The sequence below is a fragment of the Paenibacillus sp. sgz302191 genome, from assembly GCF_057749925.1.
In genome coordinates, this window is record NZ_JBYLHY010000012.1 from 56399 (window position 1) to 76296 (window position 19898).

The 19898-nt window shown below is 52.5% G+C and carries 23 protein-coding genes; 16 read left to right on the forward strand and 7 right to left on the reverse strand.

Annotated features, from left to right (window positions below; translation table 11 throughout):
- Positions 1-260: 260 nt before the first annotated feature.
- On the forward strand, positions 261-2222 hold the full coding sequence (locus tag AC3G2T_RS18235) for an endonuclease MutS2 (protein WP_488436441.1): 1962 nt from the start codon (positions 261-263) through the stop codon (positions 2220-2222).
- Positions 2223-2373: 151 nt separating this feature from the next.
- Positions 2374-2697, forward strand: coding sequence for a hypothetical protein (locus tag AC3G2T_RS18240; protein WP_488436442.1), 324 nt, complete (start codon positions 2374-2376; stop codon positions 2695-2697).
- Between the two features lie 359 nt (positions 2698-3056).
- On the opposite strand, the gene AC3G2T_RS18245 is transcribed toward AC3G2T_RS18240, so the two are convergent.
- Positions 3057-3194, reverse strand: coding sequence for a hypothetical protein (locus AC3G2T_RS18245; protein WP_474685581.1), 138 nt, complete (start codon positions 3192-3194; stop codon positions 3057-3059).
- A gap of 180 nt (positions 3195-3374) precedes the next feature.
- Between AC3G2T_RS18245 and AC3G2T_RS18250 the strand changes: the two genes are divergently transcribed.
- Positions 3375-4871: a L,D-transpeptidase family protein gene (locus AC3G2T_RS18250; RefSeq protein ID WP_488436443.1), complete on the forward strand. Its 1497-nt coding sequence runs from the start codon at positions 3375-3377 to the stop codon at positions 4869-4871.
- A gap of 93 nt (positions 4872-4964) precedes the next feature.
- Positions 4965-5402, forward strand: coding sequence for a carboxymuconolactone decarboxylase family protein (locus AC3G2T_RS18255; RefSeq protein WP_474685585.1), 438 nt, complete (start codon positions 4965-4967; stop codon positions 5400-5402).
- Between the two features lie 78 nt (positions 5403-5480).
- Here the strand turns inward: AC3G2T_RS18255 and AC3G2T_RS18260 are convergent, their stop codons facing one another.
- A complete protein-coding gene (locus tag AC3G2T_RS18260; RefSeq protein ID WP_488436444.1) occupies positions 5481-6596 on the reverse strand; it encodes an aminopeptidase in 1116 nt (371 codons plus the stop codon).
- A 172-nt stretch (positions 6597-6768) separates the two neighbouring features.
- On the opposite strand from AC3G2T_RS18260, the gene AC3G2T_RS18265 reads away from it, so the two are divergent.
- Positions 6769-7296, forward strand: coding sequence for a hypothetical protein (locus tag AC3G2T_RS18265; protein ID WP_488436445.1), 528 nt, complete (start codon positions 6769-6771; stop codon positions 7294-7296).
- Positions 7297-7435: 139 nt separating this feature from the next.
- Here the strand turns inward: AC3G2T_RS18265 and udk are convergent, their stop codons facing one another.
- Together udk and AC3G2T_RS18275 are read right to left on the reverse strand one after the other, a co-directional pair.
- Positions 7436-8074 (reverse strand): uridine kinase, encoded by a 639-nt coding sequence (udk, locus tag AC3G2T_RS18270; protein ID WP_488436446.1) that lies wholly within the window; start codon positions 8072-8074, stop codon positions 7436-7438.
- A 154-nt stretch (positions 8075-8228) separates the two neighbouring features.
- A complete protein-coding gene (locus AC3G2T_RS18275) occupies positions 8229-8546 on the reverse strand; it encodes a hypothetical protein (protein WP_488436447.1) in 318 nt (105 codons plus the stop codon).
- 320 nt (positions 8547-8866) lie between these two features.
- Here AC3G2T_RS18275 and AC3G2T_RS18280 point away from each other — a divergent pair, with 320 nt between their 5' ends.
- The 5 genes from AC3G2T_RS18280 (at position 8867) to AC3G2T_RS18300 (ending at position 13795) form a co-directional block, all read left to right on the forward strand.
- Positions 8867-10396: a sensor histidine kinase gene (locus AC3G2T_RS18280; RefSeq protein ID WP_488436448.1), complete on the forward strand. Its 1530-nt coding sequence runs from the start codon at positions 8867-8869 to the stop codon at positions 10394-10396.
- Positions 10396-11982 carry a DUF3369 domain-containing protein gene (locus AC3G2T_RS18285; protein WP_488436449.1) on the forward strand — a complete coding sequence of 529 codons (1587 nt, stop codon included), beginning with the start codon at positions 10396-10398 and terminating at the stop codon, positions 11980-11982. The genes AC3G2T_RS18280 and AC3G2T_RS18285 overlap by 1 nt, the downstream gene beginning before the upstream one ends.
- Before the next feature lie 76 nt (positions 11983-12058).
- Positions 12059-12193: a hypothetical protein gene (locus AC3G2T_RS18290; RefSeq protein ID WP_474685598.1), complete on the forward strand. Its 135-nt coding sequence runs from the start codon at positions 12059-12061 to the stop codon at positions 12191-12193.
- A 77-nt stretch (positions 12194-12270) separates the two neighbouring features.
- The gene (locus AC3G2T_RS18295) at positions 12271-13128 is read left to right on the forward strand and encodes a patatin-like phospholipase family protein (RefSeq protein ID WP_474685600.1); all 858 of its coding nucleotides are present in this window, start codon (positions 12271-12273) and stop codon (positions 13126-13128) included.
- A 100-nt stretch (positions 13129-13228) separates the two neighbouring features.
- Complete coding sequence (locus tag AC3G2T_RS18300; protein ID WP_474685602.1) at positions 13229-13795, forward strand: DNA-3-methyladenine glycosylase I; 567 nt, start codon at positions 13229-13231, stop codon at positions 13793-13795.
- 56 nt (positions 13796-13851) lie between these two features.
- Here AC3G2T_RS18300 and AC3G2T_RS18305 read toward each other — a convergent pair whose 3' ends face one another.
- From AC3G2T_RS18305 to AC3G2T_RS18315, 3 genes are all read right to left on the reverse strand, one after another.
- A complete protein-coding gene (locus tag AC3G2T_RS18305) occupies positions 13852-14151 on the reverse strand; it encodes a hypothetical protein (RefSeq protein WP_474685604.1) in 300 nt (99 codons plus the stop codon).
- Positions 14152-14456: 305 nt separating this feature from the next.
- Complete coding sequence (locus AC3G2T_RS18310) at positions 14457-15434, reverse strand: YpdA family putative bacillithiol disulfide reductase (RefSeq protein WP_488436450.1); 978 nt, start codon at positions 15432-15434, stop codon at positions 14457-14459.
- A 98-nt stretch (positions 15435-15532) separates the two neighbouring features.
- Positions 15533-15709 carry a hypothetical protein gene (locus tag AC3G2T_RS18315; RefSeq protein WP_474685608.1) on the reverse strand — a complete coding sequence of 59 codons (177 nt, stop codon included), beginning with the start codon at positions 15707-15709 and terminating at the stop codon, positions 15533-15535.
- A 138-nt stretch (positions 15710-15847) separates the two neighbouring features.
- Between AC3G2T_RS18315 and AC3G2T_RS18320 the strand changes: the two genes are divergently transcribed.
- The 6 genes from AC3G2T_RS18320 to AC3G2T_RS18345 all read left to right on the forward strand — a co-directional run bounded on the left by AC3G2T_RS18320 (position 15848) and on the right by AC3G2T_RS18345 (position 19885).
- A complete protein-coding gene (locus AC3G2T_RS18320; protein WP_474685610.1) occupies positions 15848-16783 on the forward strand; it encodes a hypothetical protein in 936 nt (311 codons plus the stop codon).
- Positions 16784-16895: 112 nt separating this feature from the next.
- Complete coding sequence (locus tag AC3G2T_RS18325; RefSeq protein WP_474685612.1) at positions 16896-17216, forward strand: Dabb family protein; 321 nt, start codon at positions 16896-16898, stop codon at positions 17214-17216.
- Positions 17217-17229: 13 nt separating this feature from the next.
- Entirely contained in the window at positions 17230-18117 is an 888-nt protein-coding gene (locus AC3G2T_RS18330; protein ID WP_488436451.1) for an aldo/keto reductase, read from the forward strand.
- Positions 18118-18273: 156 nt separating this feature from the next.
- Complete coding sequence (locus AC3G2T_RS18335) at positions 18274-18531, forward strand: DUF2164 domain-containing protein (protein ID WP_474685616.1); 258 nt, start codon at positions 18274-18276, stop codon at positions 18529-18531.
- 2 nt (positions 18532-18533) lie between these two features.
- Positions 18534-19217, forward strand: a complete 684-nt coding sequence (locus AC3G2T_RS18340) for an HAD family hydrolase (protein ID WP_488436452.1) — start codon at positions 18534-18536, stop codon at positions 19215-19217.
- Between the two features lie 29 nt (positions 19218-19246).
- Positions 19247-19885, forward strand: coding sequence for an NUDIX hydrolase (locus tag AC3G2T_RS18345; RefSeq protein ID WP_488436453.1), 639 nt, complete (start codon positions 19247-19249; stop codon positions 19883-19885).
- Positions 19886-19898 lie beyond the last annotated feature (13 nt).

Here is a 19898-nt window from a genome sequence, read left to right on the forward strand (position 1 = left end):
GCTTTTTGCGCCGAAACGGACCGTGCTCTTGTGAGCACGTTTTTTTTCGCCTTGGCGGAAGGACTCTTTTCGGAGGCCGTGCGCAAAAAGTTCCGAACCGGGAGCGGAAGATGAACGCGATTCGTTCATTTTCCGCTCTTTTTTTGTACCTGTTTTTGTGCATACCCCCGAAACCAAGGGGTCTATCCGATAAACCACGGATTGGGCATGCGCAAAAGTAACTGTGTCGGAGAGAATCCTAGAAGGAGGCAAACGGAAATATGAATTTTGATGCAACGAACCGGCTTGAATACGAAAAAGTGAAGGAGCATTTGGCGGAATATGCCCGCACTTATTTGGGACGCGGACACATAAGCAGGCTGCGGCCGCTCACGGACATAGCCGTCATCCGCAGGCTGCTTAGTGAAGCGGAGGAAGCGCTCAAGCTGATCGAGCATGGGGCCAGCGTTCCGCTCCCGTCGCTTGAGGGCATCGAATCGATCGCTGACGGGTTCGGTAAAGGGTTCCTGCTGTCGGTCGGCGAGCTCGGCCTGATCGGCAGATTGCTCGAAAGCACCGACCAGCTCAAACGGTTTATGAGCAGGAAAACGGAAATTGCGCCGAATGTCGCTTCTTATGCGCTTTCCTTGCACGAGCTTCGGGAAGTGCGCGAAGAGCTTGAGCGCTGCATCCGCCACGGCCAACTGCTTGATCAAGCGAGTCCTGAGCTGGCCAAAGTCCGTAAAAAAATCGTCATCGCCGAGCAGCGGCTGAAGAAAAAGCTGGAGGGCGCTCTGCAGCGCTATCGCGCCAGTCTGCAGGAGCATGTCGTCAGCATACGCGGCGACAAATATGTCCTTCCGGTCAAAAAGGAACACCGGAAGCTGGTTCCCGGCTCTGTCCTGGACGAATCGGCCAGCGGGCAGACCGTCTTCGTGGAGCCTGCCGACGTCGCTGCGCTGACATTCGATCTCAGCGCGCTCCGCGCCGAGGAGAGCCGGGAGGAAATGAAAATTCTCGGCTCCCTGACGGACTTGGTCGAGAGCCGCAGCTACGAGCTGGGAATCAACCTGGAGACGATCGGTCATTATGATTTTTTGTTCGCCAAAGCGCGGTACGCTTTGGCGACGGATGCGCGTTCCGTCGGCTTGAATGAAGACGGTTATGTCCGGATCCGCCAAGGTCGTCACCCTTTGCTGGGGAAGCGGTCGGTGCCCCTGGACTTCGAGATCGGTACGGCGTACCGATCCTTGATCATTACCGGGCCCAATACAGGCGGAAAGACGGTTGCGCTCAAAACCGTCGGACTGCTTGCGATGATGGTGCAATCGGGATTGCCGGCGCCTGCGGCTGAAGGCAGCTGTTTCCCGATTTTTGATCGCGTGTTGGCCGATATCGGCGACGGGCAGAGCCTGGAGCAATCGCTGAGCACGTTCTCGTCGCACGTCAAGAACTTGATCCGCATTTTGCGGGAGGCGGGTCCTTCCACGCTGATCCTGCTCGATGAGCTGGCGACCGGGACGGATCCCGGGGAAGGCATCGGCCTGTCCATTGCCGTGCTTGAGGAGCTGCACCGCAAAGGCGCCACGATCGTGGCCACGACGCATTTTAACGAAATCAAGCAGTATGCGGAAGCTGCGGACGGCTTTGAAAATGCCAGAATGGAATTCGACCTGGACACGCTGCAGCCGTTATATCGGTTGAAAATCGGCGAGGCGGGGCACAGCTACGCTTTTCAGATCGCCGCGAAGCTCGGCATGCCGCAAGCGATTATCGACCGATCGGCTGCCATCACATACAGCGGCGGAAAGGGGAGCGGGACGGGGCTCATATCGCTGGAAGCCGCGCTGCAGCGGAGTGCCGCCGATCAAAGCGGCGCTGAACGGAGCGGCCGGCAGAACCCGGCAAGCGGTTCAGCGCCGGGAAAGCATAAGCATGCCGGCAAGCCTGGGGTGTCCCCGTTCGAAATCGGGGACTGCGTCTGGATCCGTTCGTTGAAGCGCACGGGCATCGTATGCGAACTGCCTGATGAAAGAGGAAACGTCGTGGTGATGATACAAAAAGAGAAGGTGAAAATCAATGTGAAACGATTGTCGCTTTATATCGAAAAAGAACAGCTGTATCCGGCCGACTACGACATGGATATCGTCTTTGAATCCAAAGAAGTGCGGAAAAAACGCAAAATCATGAGCAAACGCCACGATGAAACGGCAACCATTATCCATCCGCCCCAGACGGATTGACACGCCCTCCCCTGGCAAGGGGCCGCGCATCGTGTTTGGAGGCGGCCCCGCATCGGCGTGGCGCGGGGGGCAGCCCGCCCGAGAACCTGCGGGAAATCCTCGCGTCCGCCCGTTTCCACCCAAAAAGCCTGCGAAAATACAGGTTTTTTTGATGGAAACGGCTCGTTTTGGGGAAAAGCCTGCGATTGTGCAGGAATTTCCGCTGTGGAGGGAGCTAAGCTTCAAATTTCAGCAAAAAACCTGCAGATTTGCAGGAATTTTTCGTGGCAAGCGTGCTAACGAGCAAAAAACTGTATTTTTGCAGGTTTTCCCCCAACGCTGCCAAGTAGATGTGATGCTTTCTTGGAGTCTTTCCGATGAACTCAGCAGAATGTATGTGTATGCGAGATGGGGCTGTCCCGAAAGTCAATTGATGATTTTCTATTCCCCACTTGAAATTTCATCAAAAGAGAGGGCTTCATCCTCCACTTGGTAGTGGAATTTGAAGTCGTTTTGCTCGACTTTCGGGCTTTTCCGGTATTGGCAACCCGATGATTCCGGTGAGCAAAAAAGCAGCTCCGCCCGCCAGACCCCTGGCGTGAGGGTGCCGCCTCCCCGCAGCGTATTGGCTGTGCACAAGCCGTCTCCCTGCAGCGCGTTGTGCGCAGCCCCCCGCGGCGTGCAGCGCCGGCTCCGGCCCGGGCGAGCACGCTAGGCCCGCGGTCCCTCGCGCATCGTCCCGCAGCCCTCAACCGCCGCGTTAAAAAGACGCCTCCCCGCTTGCAAAAGAAAGCGGGCGGAGGCGTCTTTTCGCACCACTCGGGCCAACTCGCGCGGGTGGGCGGCTCCTTCGACTTAGCAGCCGCCTTCGTTATTTTTGCGCTGCTTCGTTGCTTGCTTGGCGTCTTGCGCGGCTTTTTCGCCGAATTGATCCAGCCGGGAAGGGCTGCTTGCAGGGCCGTTGTTTTTTGGCGAATTGTTTCTTCCGCTCATCGTTTATCACCTCCAATGGTACAGGTTTTGCAAATGGCCAGCGATTCATGCAGGACTTTGCATAAAACTGTTGTCAACCCGGCATACGATATGATACATTATGTATCAATGGTACAAAATGTATCGTAACGCACATCGCAGTTTGGACATGCCTACAATAGGAGAACGGGGAGGAGCCGAATGATCCGCCGAAGCCAACGATTTCGCAACCATCTCGATGATAATCTTGTTCACCTCCACAAAAATTTGTACATCAGTCCGTCGGATCCGCTCTATTATGAGAAAGTTATCCGCTACCTGGACGCCAATTCGCCGGAAGCTCATTACAAGCTGGGACAGAAGTTCCAAATCAACGGGAACCGGAGGAGGGCGATTTTCCATTACAAACAAGTGTTGAGGACGTATCCGTCGCCGTTTTACTCAGCCGCCAACCGGGCTCTGCATGAGCTGGATCAAGCGCAGCCCGCCCGTCTTGCAGCGGAAGATGTAGGGGAGGAGACGCCCAAACGCGGTATGTCGTTCTTGCCTTCCTTTATGAAAACGCTTCTGATCGTGCTGCTTGTGCTGAATTTGCTGCTTATCGCTTTATTTTTCGGGGACCGCCCGGTCACCAAAACCGTATCCGCGATGATGCATTGGGGCGTCGGCAGCGAAGTTACGTATGAGACGGTTGACGTTCCTTATGTGATTTATCTTGCTCCGGCAACCGACCTCAAGGAGATTGAAACGATTTTGCACAAAAAAGCGTTGAAACTCGGCAGCGAACATCCTAATCAAAACGTGCTTCTTTACGGAATTGCCTCATCCGATGCGAACGATCTCGGAAAGACACGCCTCCTGTCGAACGGCGAGCTCGCCAAAAGCGCCTTCGTCATAGCGGAATACCACCCTGCAACGGATCAATCGGTCAAAATCCGGTTTCTGAATGCGGAATATGAAAAGCACCAGCCGCTCAGCGCGATTGGTGCTAATTTAGTTCGGACGGCTTTGCAAAATTATAAGGCGGATTACGGCAAAAGCCCTGACACGGTCGCCCGGCTGCTGCAGGATTATCCGAATAATTATTTGAGCTTTATTCCGTTGGAAACGTATTCAGGAAGCAATGCAGTCCAAGGAACGTATGACGGGCATGGAGGCTGGGTGTACGATCCTTCGGCAGAGCAGGCGGAAGCTATGTTTTTTGCGAATGTACCTGCCGGCAGAACTGTTCCTTACGAACCGATGCTTATCGAAGTCAGCAAGGACGATCACCGTCTCAGGCTGTTAAGCGGAGCAGTGCTGCTATGGGACACTGCCATCGGCCTGGGAGCGGGCGGCAGTACGCCGGAAGGCAGCTTTCGGGTGAAGGATCGCGTGCTGGAGCCGCTTGGAACGAAACAGCATGTTTACGGCGCAGCGGGCCTCGGGCTCGGTCAAATCGCTTTGCACGGCACTTATGACGAAAGCTCGATCGGCAGCGATAAATCGTTAGGCTGTGTCCGGCTGTCCAACGGGGATATGGTGCAAATATATAATTTTGTGCCGAAAGGAACCGAGGTGCGCATAACGGCAAAATCAAGCGCCGAACGATCCGGCGGCGGCGCCCGGAATACCGTCGACCCCGCTTCGCTTGTTCCAACGGGATTGACCCGGCCGGATGAAACGCCCGAGCATATCGTTTTTCATTGGCTGGGCTAGCGCGTACCCGTCGTAACCCTTTTTTGTCACAAAAGAAAGAGCGGCTTCGTCTTGTAAATGAAATCGAATATTTCCGTACAGGAGGAATCGCGGATGAAGGAAAGAATGGACTACAAAGAAGAGTATCCGGAAGCGTTTCAAGCTATGCTCGGGCTGGAGCAGTTCGTCAGGAAGAGCGGTCTGGACCCATTGCTGCTGGAATTGATCAAGCTGCGGGCTTCGCAGATCAACGGCTGCGCCTTTTGCCTGAACATGCACGCCAAAGATGCAAGAGCATACGGGGAGACCGAGCAGCGCATTTATTTGCTGAACGCCTGGAGGGAAGCGCCGTATTATACGGCATCCGAAAGGGCGGCTCTGGCATTGACCGAGGCTGTCACCCGAATTTCCGAAGCCGGCGTGCCGCAGGCGGTTTACGATGAAGCGAGAAAGCATTTTGACGGCAAGCAGTTTACTGCGATTTTGATGGCCATTAATGTCATTAATAGTTGGAATCGTTTGGCGATTGCGACAGGCATGATGCCTGAATAATTAACAGGCAAGAAAAGTAAAGCAGCCGACGTCCTTAGCATGAAAACTGCAAAGGGCATCCGGCTGCTTTTTAGTTTACTATATTAAATTTTCCGGATTAAGCTTCTCCAGTTCCGGAATGACGAACCGGCCGTCTTTGCGGATAAGTACGTCATCGAAATAAATTTCGCCGCCGCCGTATTCCGCACGCTGGATGAGCACCATGTCCCAATGCACGGAAGAACGGTTCGTGTTATCGGCTTGTTCATAGGCTTGGCCGGGAGTAAAATGGATGCTGCCGTCGATTTTTTCGTCGAACAAAATATCTTTCATCGGATGCTGAATATGCGGGTTGACGCCGATTGCGAATTCGCCGATATAGCGCGCGCCGTCGTCGGTATCCAAGATTTCGTTCAGCCTCTTCGTGTTGTTGCTCGTCGCTTCGACGATCCGGCCGTTCTCGAAACGGAGCACAATGTTTTCGAACGAGGACCCGGAATAAATCGTCGGCGTATTGTAGCTGATAACGCCGTTAACCGAATCCTTCACAGGCGCCGTGTACACTTCTCCGTCCGGAATGTTTCTACGGCCCGAGCAGGGAACGGCGGGGATATCCTTGATCGAGAACGAAAGATCCGTGCCCGGAGAAACGAGCCTCACCCGATCCGTGCGGTTCATCAGTTCAACGAGCGATTCCATGGCATCGGCCATTTTGCCGTAGTCCAGATTGCACACCTTGAAGTAGAAATCTTCGAACGCTTCCGTGCTCGTGCTCGCGAGCTGCGCCATCGACGCGTTCGGGTAGCGCATCACGCACCACTTCGTGTTGTTGATGCGTTCATCGAAGATCGGACGCTGAAAATGTTTTAAATACAGCTTCATTTGCTCTTCCGGCACATCTGACGATTCGGTGATGTTGTCCCCGCTGCGGACGGCAACGTAAGCGTCCATGGCCCGCATCCGGACGAGCTCGAATTCCGACCACTGCCCGAACTGCTCGGCGGTTCCTTGCATTTGCAGACTCCGCGTGACGGCGGGATCGCGCAGCTCGATAAACGGTTTTCCGCCTGCGGCGTACACTTCCTCAATTAAGCATTTTGTCAATTCGGGGTCTTTGACACCGATCATTTCGATCAAAATGTTCTCTCCTGGCTGAAGGTCTACCGAATAACGAATAATGTTTTTGGCAAAAGTTTGCAGTCTCGGATCTCTCATACGAAAACTCTCCTCTGGTTCAATTGCGTTTTCTCAAATTATACCTTATTCCTGCGAAGGATGCGAATTGACCATTGGATATTTATTGCAAAGTGTCTGGGTATGCTACAATATAAGGAAGCTTGCAGGATGCTTAGGGGAGCTTCGCGAATAGGGAGGGAGCAAAAGCAGCATGGCGAGAGAACAGATCAAAGTGCCGTACGGCTATGAGCTGCCGGTTCAAACGCGAAGAGGCACAGTGCTCGTTATGGAAACTTTCGAGGATTGGCTCGAGGAGGATATGCGGTCCATTACCGCGTGGGCGGAGGAGCGGAAGTTTGCCAGAGTTATTTTATATCCGCAGCATGAAGAAACGCTTCGCAGAATGGGCATTCCATGCGAGGTGCCGTATTTCGCCAGGGTCAAACAGCTGGAGGCGCTGCTTGAGCATGTGCCGGCGAACATCCGGGCGGAGGTGGACCGCTGGGAAGGGAAGAGGAAGAAGTATACGCCGATCGACACATCGCTTCACTTTTTAACGGATAAATACGTGGGCCCCTTTTTCGTCGCGATGAGCGACCGGTACGCCAATGTGTTTGTCACCTATGCGTCTTTTGCGGAATGGATCAAGAAGGTGCGGCTCGTCGTCCAGCTTAAGTATCGCGTTCCCTTGAACGGGAAACTGGAGCAGTACGCCTCAAGATGGGAAGCGGTGGAGTGACCCGAGGAATTTGTCCGCTTCGCCGGATAAATAGACTCGATAGACTCGCAGACAGGCAAAAAGACACTCGAACCGCAACAACGATGCTGCGGCTCCAGTGTTTTTTTATTGGCGATAAACGCGGCCGCTCATCACCTGCTTAGTTGAATGATTGCGCTGCTCGCGAATGATCCGTCATGTACCGCTCCGTCAAAATCGTCAGCATATGAATGCCGATCTCGTTCTCGCCGCCCTCCGGAATGATGATATCCGCGTATTTTTTGGAAGGCTCAATGAAAGCGTCGTGTATCGGCTTCACGGTCGTTAAATATTGATCGAATACGGACTGCAGCGTCCGGCCTCTTTCGTTAATGTCGCGGGATAACCGCCTCAAAATGCGGACATCGGGGTCGGTATCGACGAAAACTTTAATATCCAGAGCCCCCCGCAGCTCCTCGTCCGTCAGGACATGAATGCCTTCGATCAATACGATCGGTTTCGCTTCAATGTGGAGCGTCTGCCCGCTTCTGTTATGCTCCGTAAAATCGTACACCGGAATATCGACCGCATGACCGCTTCTAAGCTCACCAAGATGCTGGAGCAGCAAGCGGTTCTCGAAAGCGTTCGGATGATCGTAGTTCAACCGTTCGCGCTCTGCAAAAGTAAGATCGCTATAATGACGATAATAATTATCCTGCGAGATAAGCGCAACGTTTGCGCCGCCCAATTTGTTCATAATCGAACGGGCAACCGTCGTTTTTCCCGACCCGGTGCCTCCGGCAATTCCGATAACCAGCATGAAATGTATTGCCTCCCCAAGTGACTTAAGCTCTTCTGCGAATAGTTTAACATAATGATTGCATTTTGAAAAAGAAAGTCACCCTATATTGGCAAAACCGATGCACAGGAAAAAAGCGATCGTTAGCCGATCACTTTGTCCGTCTCGCACGTATTTATCTGACTTGCCGCGGCGTGTGGGACTTCTCCTGGTTCGCTTCCAGGTCTTGACCCGCCTGATGGAGCTGCTCCAGCGTCTGTTGAATTTGCGGGCCGAACTGCTCGTTGTCAAACGTTCGCAGCTGCCCCTGGGCGTCCACGACCTGCTGCCTGGCTTGAACGACCGCCGCCTGAGCGGACTGGATCGCCTGCGGATCGGCCTGCAGGATAGCGGTATGCAAATTGTACTCCGCTTTTTGGGCGAGCAGAATCGCTTTTTCCGCGGCCTCTTGGGCGTGGCGAATCGGTTCCTGCTGATGATTGGTGTTGGTCACCGGTATAAGCCTCCTCACATGTACGCATTGAATTGTCGTTTTGCAAAAACTCCCATTACTACATTGCTCCAAACCCCGGGAAATCATTCCCGTACGGGGAAATTGTTTTTATTTCCTGGGCAAGCGCAAAAAATGATAGCACTTCTACTTTTTCGACATCATTTGTCTGAAAATTCCGAACAGACGAATTATTCAACTGTTTTTCCTTTACATGCGCGGTAAATAAAAGTGGACAAACGGATTGCTAGTTTTATAAGCTAGAGGCATGCGCTTTTTAAGAATGGTATTTTGTGGCAAGCAAAAACAGAGGAGTCTGAACGATGTCGACAGAAAAAAAACGGCTCAGCCTGCAGAAAAGAATTGTGTTCATGCTTACTGGAGTCACGGTAGTCATGCTTTCGTTAATGATGGCCGTCGACACCGTCAGCCTGAACAAATCGATCAGGGAGGCTTACGTCAGCCAAATTAACGGAATCGCCATTGCAATCAACGCGAGGTATGAAGAAGGGCGTTCGATCGGCGATGTCCAGCAAATGATTGATTACATACAGATCAAGAACAATCGCGTTTTGGAGCTGAAGCTTTACAACATGGAAGGCCTTATTTTGGCCTCTTCCCAGCACGAAGAAATCGGCAAACAATTTTCACCTTCCCAAATGAAGTACCCGCTGAGCCATTCGATTATCGACCGCGCGCCTATGGAAGAGAACGATAAGCCCGTCGTACGGTTGACAGCTCCCTTGGAGGAAGGCGGGACGATGGTCGGCGCCGTGGAAGTTATTTTCGATTCGACGGAAGAAACTGCGCTGCTGAATACCCGTACAAGGCTTATTTTGGTTGTCGGCGCCAGCATCGCCTTGCTGCTTTCGGTGATTTTATGGCTGATTTTACGGAAAATGGTTATTATCCCGCTCATCAAGCTGCGCGAAGCCGCCAACTGGGTCAAACAGGGGGGCGAGCTGCCGAAGCTGGAGTTTCAGGCTTCTCCCGAAATCGAGGATGTCTCGGACGCGTTCAATGAGATGGTGAACATTCTCGATGAGCGGTATCAGGAGCTGCAGCAAGCGCTCCACAGACTCAAACAGACACAGGATAAGCTCGTTCAATCGGAAAAAATGAGCGCTCTCGGCGGCCTCGTTGCCGGCGTTTCCCATGAAATCAACACGCCGATCGGCATAGGGGTGACGGCGGTCTCCTATTTGGATGAAAAAACGAAGCATTTTCAGCAGTTGTATCAAACAGGCAAAATGAAGAAATCGGATCTCGAACAATTTTTGACGGTTGTTGAAGAAACGAACGGCATGGTGCAGTCCAATCTGGATCGCGCGTCTGCGCTGATTCGGAGTTTCAAGCAAATATCCGTGGATCAAAGCGTGGAAGTCAAACGCTCGTTCCATCTTCGCGAGTATTTGGAGGGTGTCGTAGTCAGCCTGAAGCCTTCTTTGAAAAAAACGCGGCTGCGCGTCCATATCGAGTGCGACGAACAGCTTGTCCTGTACAGCTATCCCGGAGCTTTGTCGCAAATTATGACCAATCTGGTCATGAATTCTTTGAACCACGCGTTTGCCCCGGAGGAGGAAGGCAACTTGCATTTTCGCGTTATGACGAGCGAAGATAGCGTCCATCTGGTTTATACGGACGATGGCAAAGGCATGACGCAGGAGGTGCTTGCGCACATTTTCGATCCGTTTTTTACGACGAGCCGCGGGAAGGGCGGGACAGGCCTCGGCATGAACATTGTGTATAATTTGGTTACCCAAACGTTAGGCGGAACGATGAGCTGTTCCAGTACGCTGGGACAAGGAAGCTTGTTCCATATCGAAATTCCGAAAGAGGAGGAATCCCTATAATGAAGCCGAAAGATCCAATTATTCAGACGGATGAAGCGCTGTTTGCGGACGATCAAGACGACCAGCTCTTATTCGCAGCGGAAGAAGACACGGATTCCAATACGAAAGAAAACCACGACAAAGAAGCGTGGGTCGTCCTGATCGTCGATGATGAGCAGCAAATTCACCAGGTCACCAAGATGGTGCTGCAGGATTTTGAGTTTGACGGCAAAAAGCTGGAATTCCACTGCGCCTACTCGGGTTCCGAGGCCAGGCAGCTTCTGCGCGAACAGCCGAACGCCGCATTGATTTTATTGGATGTGGTCATGGAACATGACGAAGCCGGACTGCAAATCGTCAAATTTATTCGCGAGGAGCTCAAGAACAGCTCGATCCGCATTATTTTACGGACGGGGCAGCCGGGCCAGGCGCCGGAAAAAACCGTCATTACGGAATACGACATCAATGATTACAAGGAGAAAACGGAACTTACGGCACAAAAGCTGTTCACGACGGTCATAGCCTCGCTGCGTTCCTACCGCGATATTAAAACGATTGAAAAAAGCCGAAACGGTCTGGAGGAAATTATCAAATCCGCCTCTACGCTGTTCGAGCTGCAATCGATGAAAAAGTTCGCCTCCGGCGTGCTGACTCAATTGACTTCCATCGTCAATTTGCATAAAAATGCGATTCACTGCAGCTTCGCCGTGACGAGGGGCGTCGAGGACATTTATGTTTTGGCTGCCAGCGGAGATTACGCATCCAGCAGCGACAAGAGAGCCAGGGACGTCGTTCCGGCCGATGTGATGCGGGAAATCGAAGAGGCGTTTCGCTCGAAAAAAAGCCGGTTTGCCCCCGAACATTTCGTCATTTACTTTCAAAGCAAGATGGGGATGGAAAACGTTATTTTTATGAACGGATTCAAGTCGCTCAGCGAATGGGAACATTACCTGATCGATATTTACTGCGCGAATGTTTCGGTCGCCTTTGAAAATATATATTTGAACGAGGAATTGGAGAGCACGCAGCAGGAAATCATTTACACGATGGGCGAGATTACGGAGACGCGGTCGCAGGAAACAGGCTATCATGTGAAGCGCGTTGCCGAATATTCGCACCTGCTGGCGCTGAAGTACGGGCTTTCCGAGCAGGAAGCCGAAATCATCCGGCTCGCTTCGCCCATGCACGACGTCGGGAAGGTCGGAATTCCCGATGCGATTTTGAATAAGCCGGGCCGCTTAACAGAGGAAGAGTTCGGCGTCATGAAAACGCACTCCGACCTCGGATACGAAATGCTCAAGCATTCGAACAAGCAGGTGCTGCATGCGGCTGCGGTCATCGCCAAAGAGCATCACGAGAAGTACGACGGAACGGGCTATCCGCAGGGATTGCGGGGGGAAGAGATCCATATTTACGGCAGGATTACCGCGCTGGCCGACGTATTTGACGCTTTGTGCAGCGACCGCGTGTACAAGAAAGCGTGGGAGCTCGACCGGGTGCTGGAGCTGCTGCAGCAGGAGCGCGGCAGGCATTTTGATCCGGTTATTGTAGATTTGTTTTTGGACAATCTCGATGAGTTTTTGGCGATCAAGGAGTCTTACGCATAAGCCTGAAGGAGCCCGACCGGGCATAAAAAGCGGCGCGAACCCCCATACTAAGCAAAATGTGCGGGAGGTGAGCAGGGTGTCCAAACGGGCGGATAAGAAGGAAAATCAGCAAAATAAAGCTAATTTCACGGAAGAAATGACGAACTTGACGGCAAAAAAGGCGGACGATTATGTGCCGAGCTTGAATAACATCAGCAAGAACGAACAATAAGTCCCGCACAATGCGCCCCTTGATCTTAGCGAAGATCAGGGGGCATTTTTAAAAAGGGATTGAAAGAAGGTGCCGTTTTGGAAGGAATCGGACTCGTACTGGAAGGCGGCGGGATGAGAGGTGTCTACACCGCGGGGGTCTTGGAATATTTTATGAAGCAAGATTGGTATTTCCCATACATTGCAGGCGTATCGGCGGGCGCATGCAACGCCGTTTCATACATCTCCCGACAGCGCGGTCGCAATAAAAAAGTGACGATCGGATATATCGCCGATCCCCGATATTTGAGTTACCGCAATTTATTCCGGCATAAAAGCATATTCGGCATGGATTTTATTTTCAAAGAATTGCCTAACCGTTTGGAGCCGTTCGATTACGATGCGTTCTACGCGTCGCCGCAGCAGCTGGTCATCGGGACGACGGACGCACATACGGGCAAGCCCGTGTATTATACGAAGCATGAGCTGATGAAGGATACGATGCCTATCGTTCAAGCATCCAGCAGTCTCCCCTTCGTGTCCACGCCGATTCATTATAACGGGAAAGTTTTGTTTGACGGCGGGCTTGTCGATCCGATCCCGATTCAAAAGTCGCTGGCCGATGGCAACAGCAAGCATATTATCGTTTTAACGAAGGAGCAGGGTTACCGCAAAAGTCCGTTCAAGCAAAAATGGCTCGCCAAAAGCTTCTATCCGCGCTACCGCGGTCTCATAGACGTCCTCGTGAACCGAAGCGAGATTTATAACCGCACCCTGGATACGATCGAACGCTTGGAGCGGGAGGGACATGCCATCGTGATTCGCCCATCTTCAACTGTCCGGGTTGGCCGCATGGAGAAAGATGCAGGCAAGCTGGAAGAACTCTACGAGCTGGGCTACACGGATGCCCAAAGAGAAAGCGGACGGATCAAGGCTTGGATCGAATCGGAAAAATAAAAATATAAACGGAGCCAAACTGGACTTTTTGCCAAGCTGCCGATATAATGGTTTAAGAACTAATGTTCGTATTTTTTTGAAAAGGGAGCTGGCGGCAGCGATGGTGATAAGATGCGGTTGGGTAAATGAAGATCCGTTGTATATCGATTACCACGATCACGAGTGGGGAGTCCCTGTTCATGACGATCGCAAGCTGTTCGAAATGTTGAATCTGGAAGGCGCTCAGGCCGGGTTAAGCTGGTATACGATTTTGAAAAAGCGCGGGCATTACCTCGAAGCTTTCGATCAATTCGATGCGGAACGCATTGCCGGGTATGACGACGCAAAGCTCGAATCGCTGATGCAGAACGCCGGAATCGTGCGCAATCGGCTGAAAATTGCGGCGGTGGTGCAGAATGCGAAATCGTTCCTGAAGGTGCAGCAGGAGTTCGGAAGCTTCGACCGCTACATATGGGGGTTCGTAGGCGGAGAACCGGTCATCCATCACTGGGACGACCTGCGCAGCGTTCCTGCCTCGACGGCTCAATCCGATGCCATGAGCAAGGATTTGAAAAAGCGAGGCTTCAAATTCGTAGGCTCCACGATTTGCTATGCATTCATGCAAGCGACAGGAATGGTTAACGATCATACGAGAGCTTGTTTCCGGTACAACGGCAATCGGGCATGACAGAAGCGTGCTGCTTCCATCTGACATTCGTCAATGGGCAGCACGCTTTTGTTGTATTATGCATACTGGAGCTGTTTTTCCAAAAGGTTGGCTTTGATGAGATGGATTCGTTTGCGGATATAAAAATCGTACACCGCTCCGGTTAATTCGCGCGGCTTGACCAATGTGTTCGTATCGTTGTCAATGATCGTAACGGAGCCGTCATCATAAAACTTGAACGTGTAGTCGCAGTAGTAATGGCTGTCTTCGTCCAGCATTTCATCGATTTGAGCGGGCAGAAGGCTATCGCTGTTACACAATGCCTTATGGTACCAATAGTCTCGCTCAATAAAACGGAAATTGTGACTTGTATTCATCGTGTAAACAACCTCCTTCACTCAAATAGAACATTTGTTTGTATATCTATAATATACCAAACATTCGTTCGTAATGGAAGAGTTTTGCATGAAAATTTTAATAAAAATTCATACTATTTTCGCGGGCACAATGAAAGCGGGAGGGAAGCGCACTATGGCCAATAAAAAAGCTGACGGCACGCAAGAGGCGGAGGCTGTTTCAGGGCAAAACGGGAAGCAGGGCAGATCGGCGGCAAAAAAGAAATCCAAATAAAACAAAAGAACAAGCAAGCTCCGGGCGGGGCTTGCTTGTTCTTTGGCGGGCATCAAACCGGCTGCGACTTGATGTGTTCGGTAATGGCAATTCCGTGCATTCTGCCGGTTTCAATGAAGATTTCGTTGGCATCGTACTTGGAGGAAGCGACGACCCCGGCTACGTATAAGCCTTGGATGTTCGTCTGCATCGTTTCCGGGTCGATCAGCGGGGCGCCCGTTTCTTCATGGAAACGGACGCCAAGTCCGGTGAGAAGCTTACGGTCCGGACGGAAGCCGGTCAGCGCCAGAACGAAGTCGTTGTCCAGTTGGACGAGCTCGCCGCCGCGCCGGACATGAACGAGCTGTTCCTCAATCCGCTCTACCTGGGAATCGAACCACATGTTGACGCGCCCTTTATTCACCATGCTTTCGAAAATCGGTCTGACCCACGGCTTAATGTTGGCCGAAAACTGGCTTCCGCGGTAAACGACGGTTACTTCCGCTCCGACGCGCAGCAGGTCCATGGCCGCGTCCACGGCGGAGTTGTTCCCGCCGATGATAGCCACTTTTGCCCCCGTATAGGGGTGCGCTTCTTTGTAGTAATGCGTCACTTTCCAAAGCTCCTCGCCGGGGATGCCAAGCATGTTCGGAGCGTCGAAGTAGCCTGTCGCGACAACGACGAAGCGGGCCGTGTAGGACGATTTTTGGCCTGCGCGGTTTTCCGTATGTACGCTGAATCCGCTCTCCGACCGTTCGATGGAGACGACCTCTTCATAGGACCGGATGCGCAGCTGCTCGCGCCGGGCGACTTCCCTGTAATAGACGAGAGCTTCCTGGCGGTAAGGCTTCTCGTGAGGCGTGACAAACGGATAGCCGCCGATCTCGAGCAGCTCGGGAGTGCTGAAAAATTGCAAATAGGTCGGGTATAAATAAATGGAGTGCACGATCGAACTTTTTTCTATGAGTAATGGAGAGAGGCCTGCGCGCTGTAAGGCAACAGCTGCCGACAACCCGCACGGACCCGCTCCGATGACAATAACTTGTTCCACGACAAAATCCTCCTTGGTTCATTTTCTCTTCTCATACTACCGCAAGTAGAGGAAAGATGCCAAGGTTGATTCGCAATCGCACGGCCTCCGGGCCGAAATCAGGACTGGTTTAAGGTCCTGTCTTCCCGCTCTTCGCTGATATCGTCTTTGGCGATATTGACCGGCGTCGTGTTTTTGGCGTTTTCCAAAGTGTCGTTGACGAATTCCAGATCCTGATTTTCCGCCTTCATGTTCGCTGTGCCGGTGTAGTTGCCCGTATGTATTTTGTTTTCCATGATCGAATTTCCTTTCCATGCAAAATATGGTACAAAATTAACGTGCGCCGGGAAGCCGAATTTTATGCAAAAGGATGAAACTTCGCCGGGCTGCCACCGTCTAAAAAGATATAGCGAAGTACGGGAGGATGGTCCGCCATGATCCAAGAGCTCACCGGTCAATTAACCGCTGCAAAAGAAAAAGGCCGCATGCAGCGCATTTGGCAAGAACGAATGGCTGCCCTGGAACGGCAGCTTGCAGAGGAAATATACCGGGTTTGCACATGGGAAGAGTGGCTGAGAAAAGAGCAGGACGGTGTCGACAAGCTGAAAAAGCACTCTTTTATCGGCTTTTTGTACAGGGTGTTTCATAAAAAAGAAGCGCAGCCGACGGCGGAACAACAAAAGAGATTGGAAGCGAAGCTGAAGTACGACGAGGCCGTACGCGAGCGAGATCTCATTCAACAGCATATCGACGAGCTTAAGCTCAAGCTGGACGCGGTAAGATTTTGGGATTTGGAGGTGGAAAAGCTCACAAAGGATATCGAGCGGCACATTTTTTTGACGGATTCGCATAAAAGTAATAAGCTTCGCCTTCTGACCGAACAACAAGCCCAGCTCAGGCATCGTTCCGGGGAGCTCAAAGAAGCCGAAGGAGCCGGAAGTATCGTTGCCGGACATTTACAAAACGCGCTGGAAACGCTCCGCTCGGCAAAAAGTTGGGGCGTATTTGACATGATCGGCGGAGGGCTTCTAACCACGCATATTAAAAACGAAAAAATCGACGAGGCGATGGAGCACATTCAAAGTGCCCGGACGAGCTTGGGCAATTTGGCGAAAGAACTGAAGGACGTAGAGCTATCGCTCGACATAGATATCGGGATCAGCGGATTTCTGCGGTTTGCCGATTACTTTTTCGACGGCCTTGTAAGCGACTGGCTCGTTCAAGACAAAATTCAGGACACGTTATCGCAGGTAGAGGAGAAGCTGGATGCGGTCAACGGCATTTTGCGCGCATTGGAGCGGGAGCGCCTAAAAACCGAGAGCGCGTTGGCCGAAGCTGTCAGGCGGTATGAGGAATTGATCGCAAATTAACCGGGGCAGTTACCTCCGGGTAAGTTAATGAAGCTTTTTATAGCTCTTATGTACGATTCGGGTATGCGCTATAATAAACAATATCGTGAATTTTGGAAGGAGAAGATGTAGCATGAGCCGTACGAGCATTAAACATATGGTGACTTTTAGTTTGCATGCGGGCAAAGACAACCCTGAAGCCGAAGCGTTCCTCAAAGAGAGCGCAGCGCAGTTGGCGCCGATTCCGGGAGTGGAGCAGTTCGAAGTTTTCCGCCAGGTGAGCGCAAAAAACGATTACGACTACGGATTTTCGATGGTATTCGCCGATCAGGCCGCATATGACGCCTATAATGTCCACCCTGTGCATCAAACTTATGTGGCGGAACGCTGGCTGAAGGAAGTTAGCCGTTTTCAGGAAATCGATTTCCAATATTACGAAAAATTAAACGGTTGAGGAGTGGGGCGCGATGCTCAATCGAACTATCGGACGGCTCGGAATCGAAAGCTCCGTATTGATGTTCGGGGCAGCGAAACTCGGTCAAGTGACGCAGGAAGAAGCGGATTCGTCGATCTCGCATGCGCTGGAGCATGGGGTGAATCATTTCGATACGGCGGCGAGCTACGGGGATGCGGAGCTGCGTCTGGGCCCCTGGATGCCCCGCATTCGCGGCGATATTTTTCTGGCCACAAAAACCGGCGAACGGACGAAAGAGAAGGCGAAAGCGGAAATTTACCGCTCACTGGAAAGATTGCAGACGGATACGATAGATTTGATCCAACTGCACGCGGTCGGCGATTTGAAAGAGCTGGATGCCTGCACGCAAAAGGGCGGCGCGCTGGAAGCGCTCATCGAAGCCAAAGAAGCCGGGATCGTCAAAGCGATCGGCATTACCGGCCACGGGCATCAGGCGCCTGCGACGCATACCGAAGCGCTTAAGCGCTTTCCGTTCGATACGGTGCTGCTTCCGCTCAACTATCATTTGTATTCCCGCGAGGCGTACAGGGACGATTTTGAGCGGTTTCTGGAACAAGCGAATGCGTCCGGCGCTGCCGTCAGAGCGATCAAGGCGATAGCCAAAGGTCCGTGGGCTGAAGAGCAGAGCCGCTCCTATTCGACTTGGTACGAACCTTTCGATCAGCAGGAAATTATTGATGCGTGCGTGCATTTCGTCCTGTCTTTTCCGGCGATTGCAGGTTTCGCGAGCGCAGGAGATATCCACCTGTTCCCCAAAATCGTCGCAGCCGTCGAACGGTTTGATTCGGACCGGGCGATGAGCTCCGGCGAGGCCGAGCAAATTTTGAGTGCGATTCCCGACTACGCTTCGCCTTTCGGGGCTCCGACGTCGATCGCATAAACCTCGCGGATCTTCCCTGAAAAGGGCTGATTCCCAGGCAGTACATGCTGCTTGGGGGCAGCCCGTTTTTTTTCGTCAAAAACAAGGTGAGGTGCGCGTGGATAATCATGGTATACTATAAATTATGAAATAGCGGAGGGAGAATCCATATCCATTATGATACCGATCAAGCTGCCAAAAGAAGAAAAAGAAGTTCTTATCGATGCCCTGCAAGCTCACCTGGAGATGGATCATGGCATCACTCTCGGCCGAATGGGCTCCGAACAATTGGTGGATACGATGCTGCAGCAGCTTGCCGTGCCGGTTTATAATCTGGCATTGGAAGACGCAAGAAAAACGCTGCTGGAAAAAATGGCTTCGTTGGAAGACGAGCTTTACGCGATGCGCAAAGCTTCGCCGCAGCGCAGAAGCTGAACATGAGGGTACCGGCGGGAATCAAAGCGGTGCTGTTCGATCTGGACGGAACGCTGCTCGATCGCGATACCTCTTTGCGGTATTTCGTCAGCGACCAGTATGACCGTTGGCGGCCGCAAATGCCTCATGTCCCCAAAGATCCGTTTGCGGATGCATTTATCGAACTGGACGAACACGGCTACGTGTGGAAAGATACGGTGTATCAAAAGCTCATAGCGCGCTTCGTCATCGGCGGCGTCGGCTGGGAAGCGCTGCTTCAAGATTATTTGGATCATTTCAGCCTCCACGCCAGACCGTATAAGGGAGCGCTGGAAGTTTTGCACCAATTTAAGGAGCAGGGCATCAAACTGGGCATCGTCACCAACGGCAAGGAACTGCTGCAAAGCCGGGGAATCCGCGCGCTTGGACTCGACCGTCTGATGGATGTTATATTGATTTCGGAATCCGAGGGCGTGCGCAAGCCGGATGTTGACATATTTGCCAGAGCGCTCGGCCGGCTCGGCGTATCGCCGGAGGAAGCCTATTTTGTCGGCGATCATCTGGAGAACGATGTAGCGGCCAGCCGGCGTGCCGGTATGAAAGCGGTCTGGAAACGAAATGGGCATGAGCCGGAGGCATCCGCCCGTACGTGGGATGCATGTTTCAGCCATTATGAAGAACTGCCGGAATTGCTGTCGGAGCTGTAACATACAGGAGAGGGGAGACGTACCTAGCCGTGGGCAAAGCAGAGGAACTATTCGACATCTACGATGAAAAAATGAATTGGCTCGGCGTTGCGCCGCGCTCCGAGGCGCATGCCAAAGGATTGTGGCACCGCACATTTCAATGCTGGATCGTCAGCTGCGAGACGGATACGCCGGAACTGCTGCTGCAGCTTCGCCATCCGGATAAAGACTTGTTCCCGGATCTGCTGGACATTTCGTGCGCAGGGCATTTGGCCGCAGGAGAAACGGTGCAGGACGGAATCCGGGAGCTGGAGGAAGAATTGGGGCTGCAGGCCGAATTTGACGAGCTGCTCGCCTGCGGTATTTTTGCCGAGGAAGATCATATTTCCGAAAAGCTGACGGATCGGGAGTTTTGCCATGTGTTCGTTCACAGGTGCGACCGGCCTTTGAACAGCTACACGCTGCAGCCGGAGGAAGTAAGCGGCCTGTTCGCGGTTTCCATCGCGGAGCTTGAAGCGCTGATTCATCGCCGGTCCGATTCCATTGCTGCCAGAGGCGTAGTGCCGGCGGAGAGCGGCGAGCTGAAGCCGGTCAGCCGTACCGTCGAGCGCGAGCTTCTGGTGCCGCATCCGGCGGCGTACTATGAGATGGTTTTTCGCGCGATCAAGGAAATGAATCTGGCCGGGTAGAGCACAAAAAGAA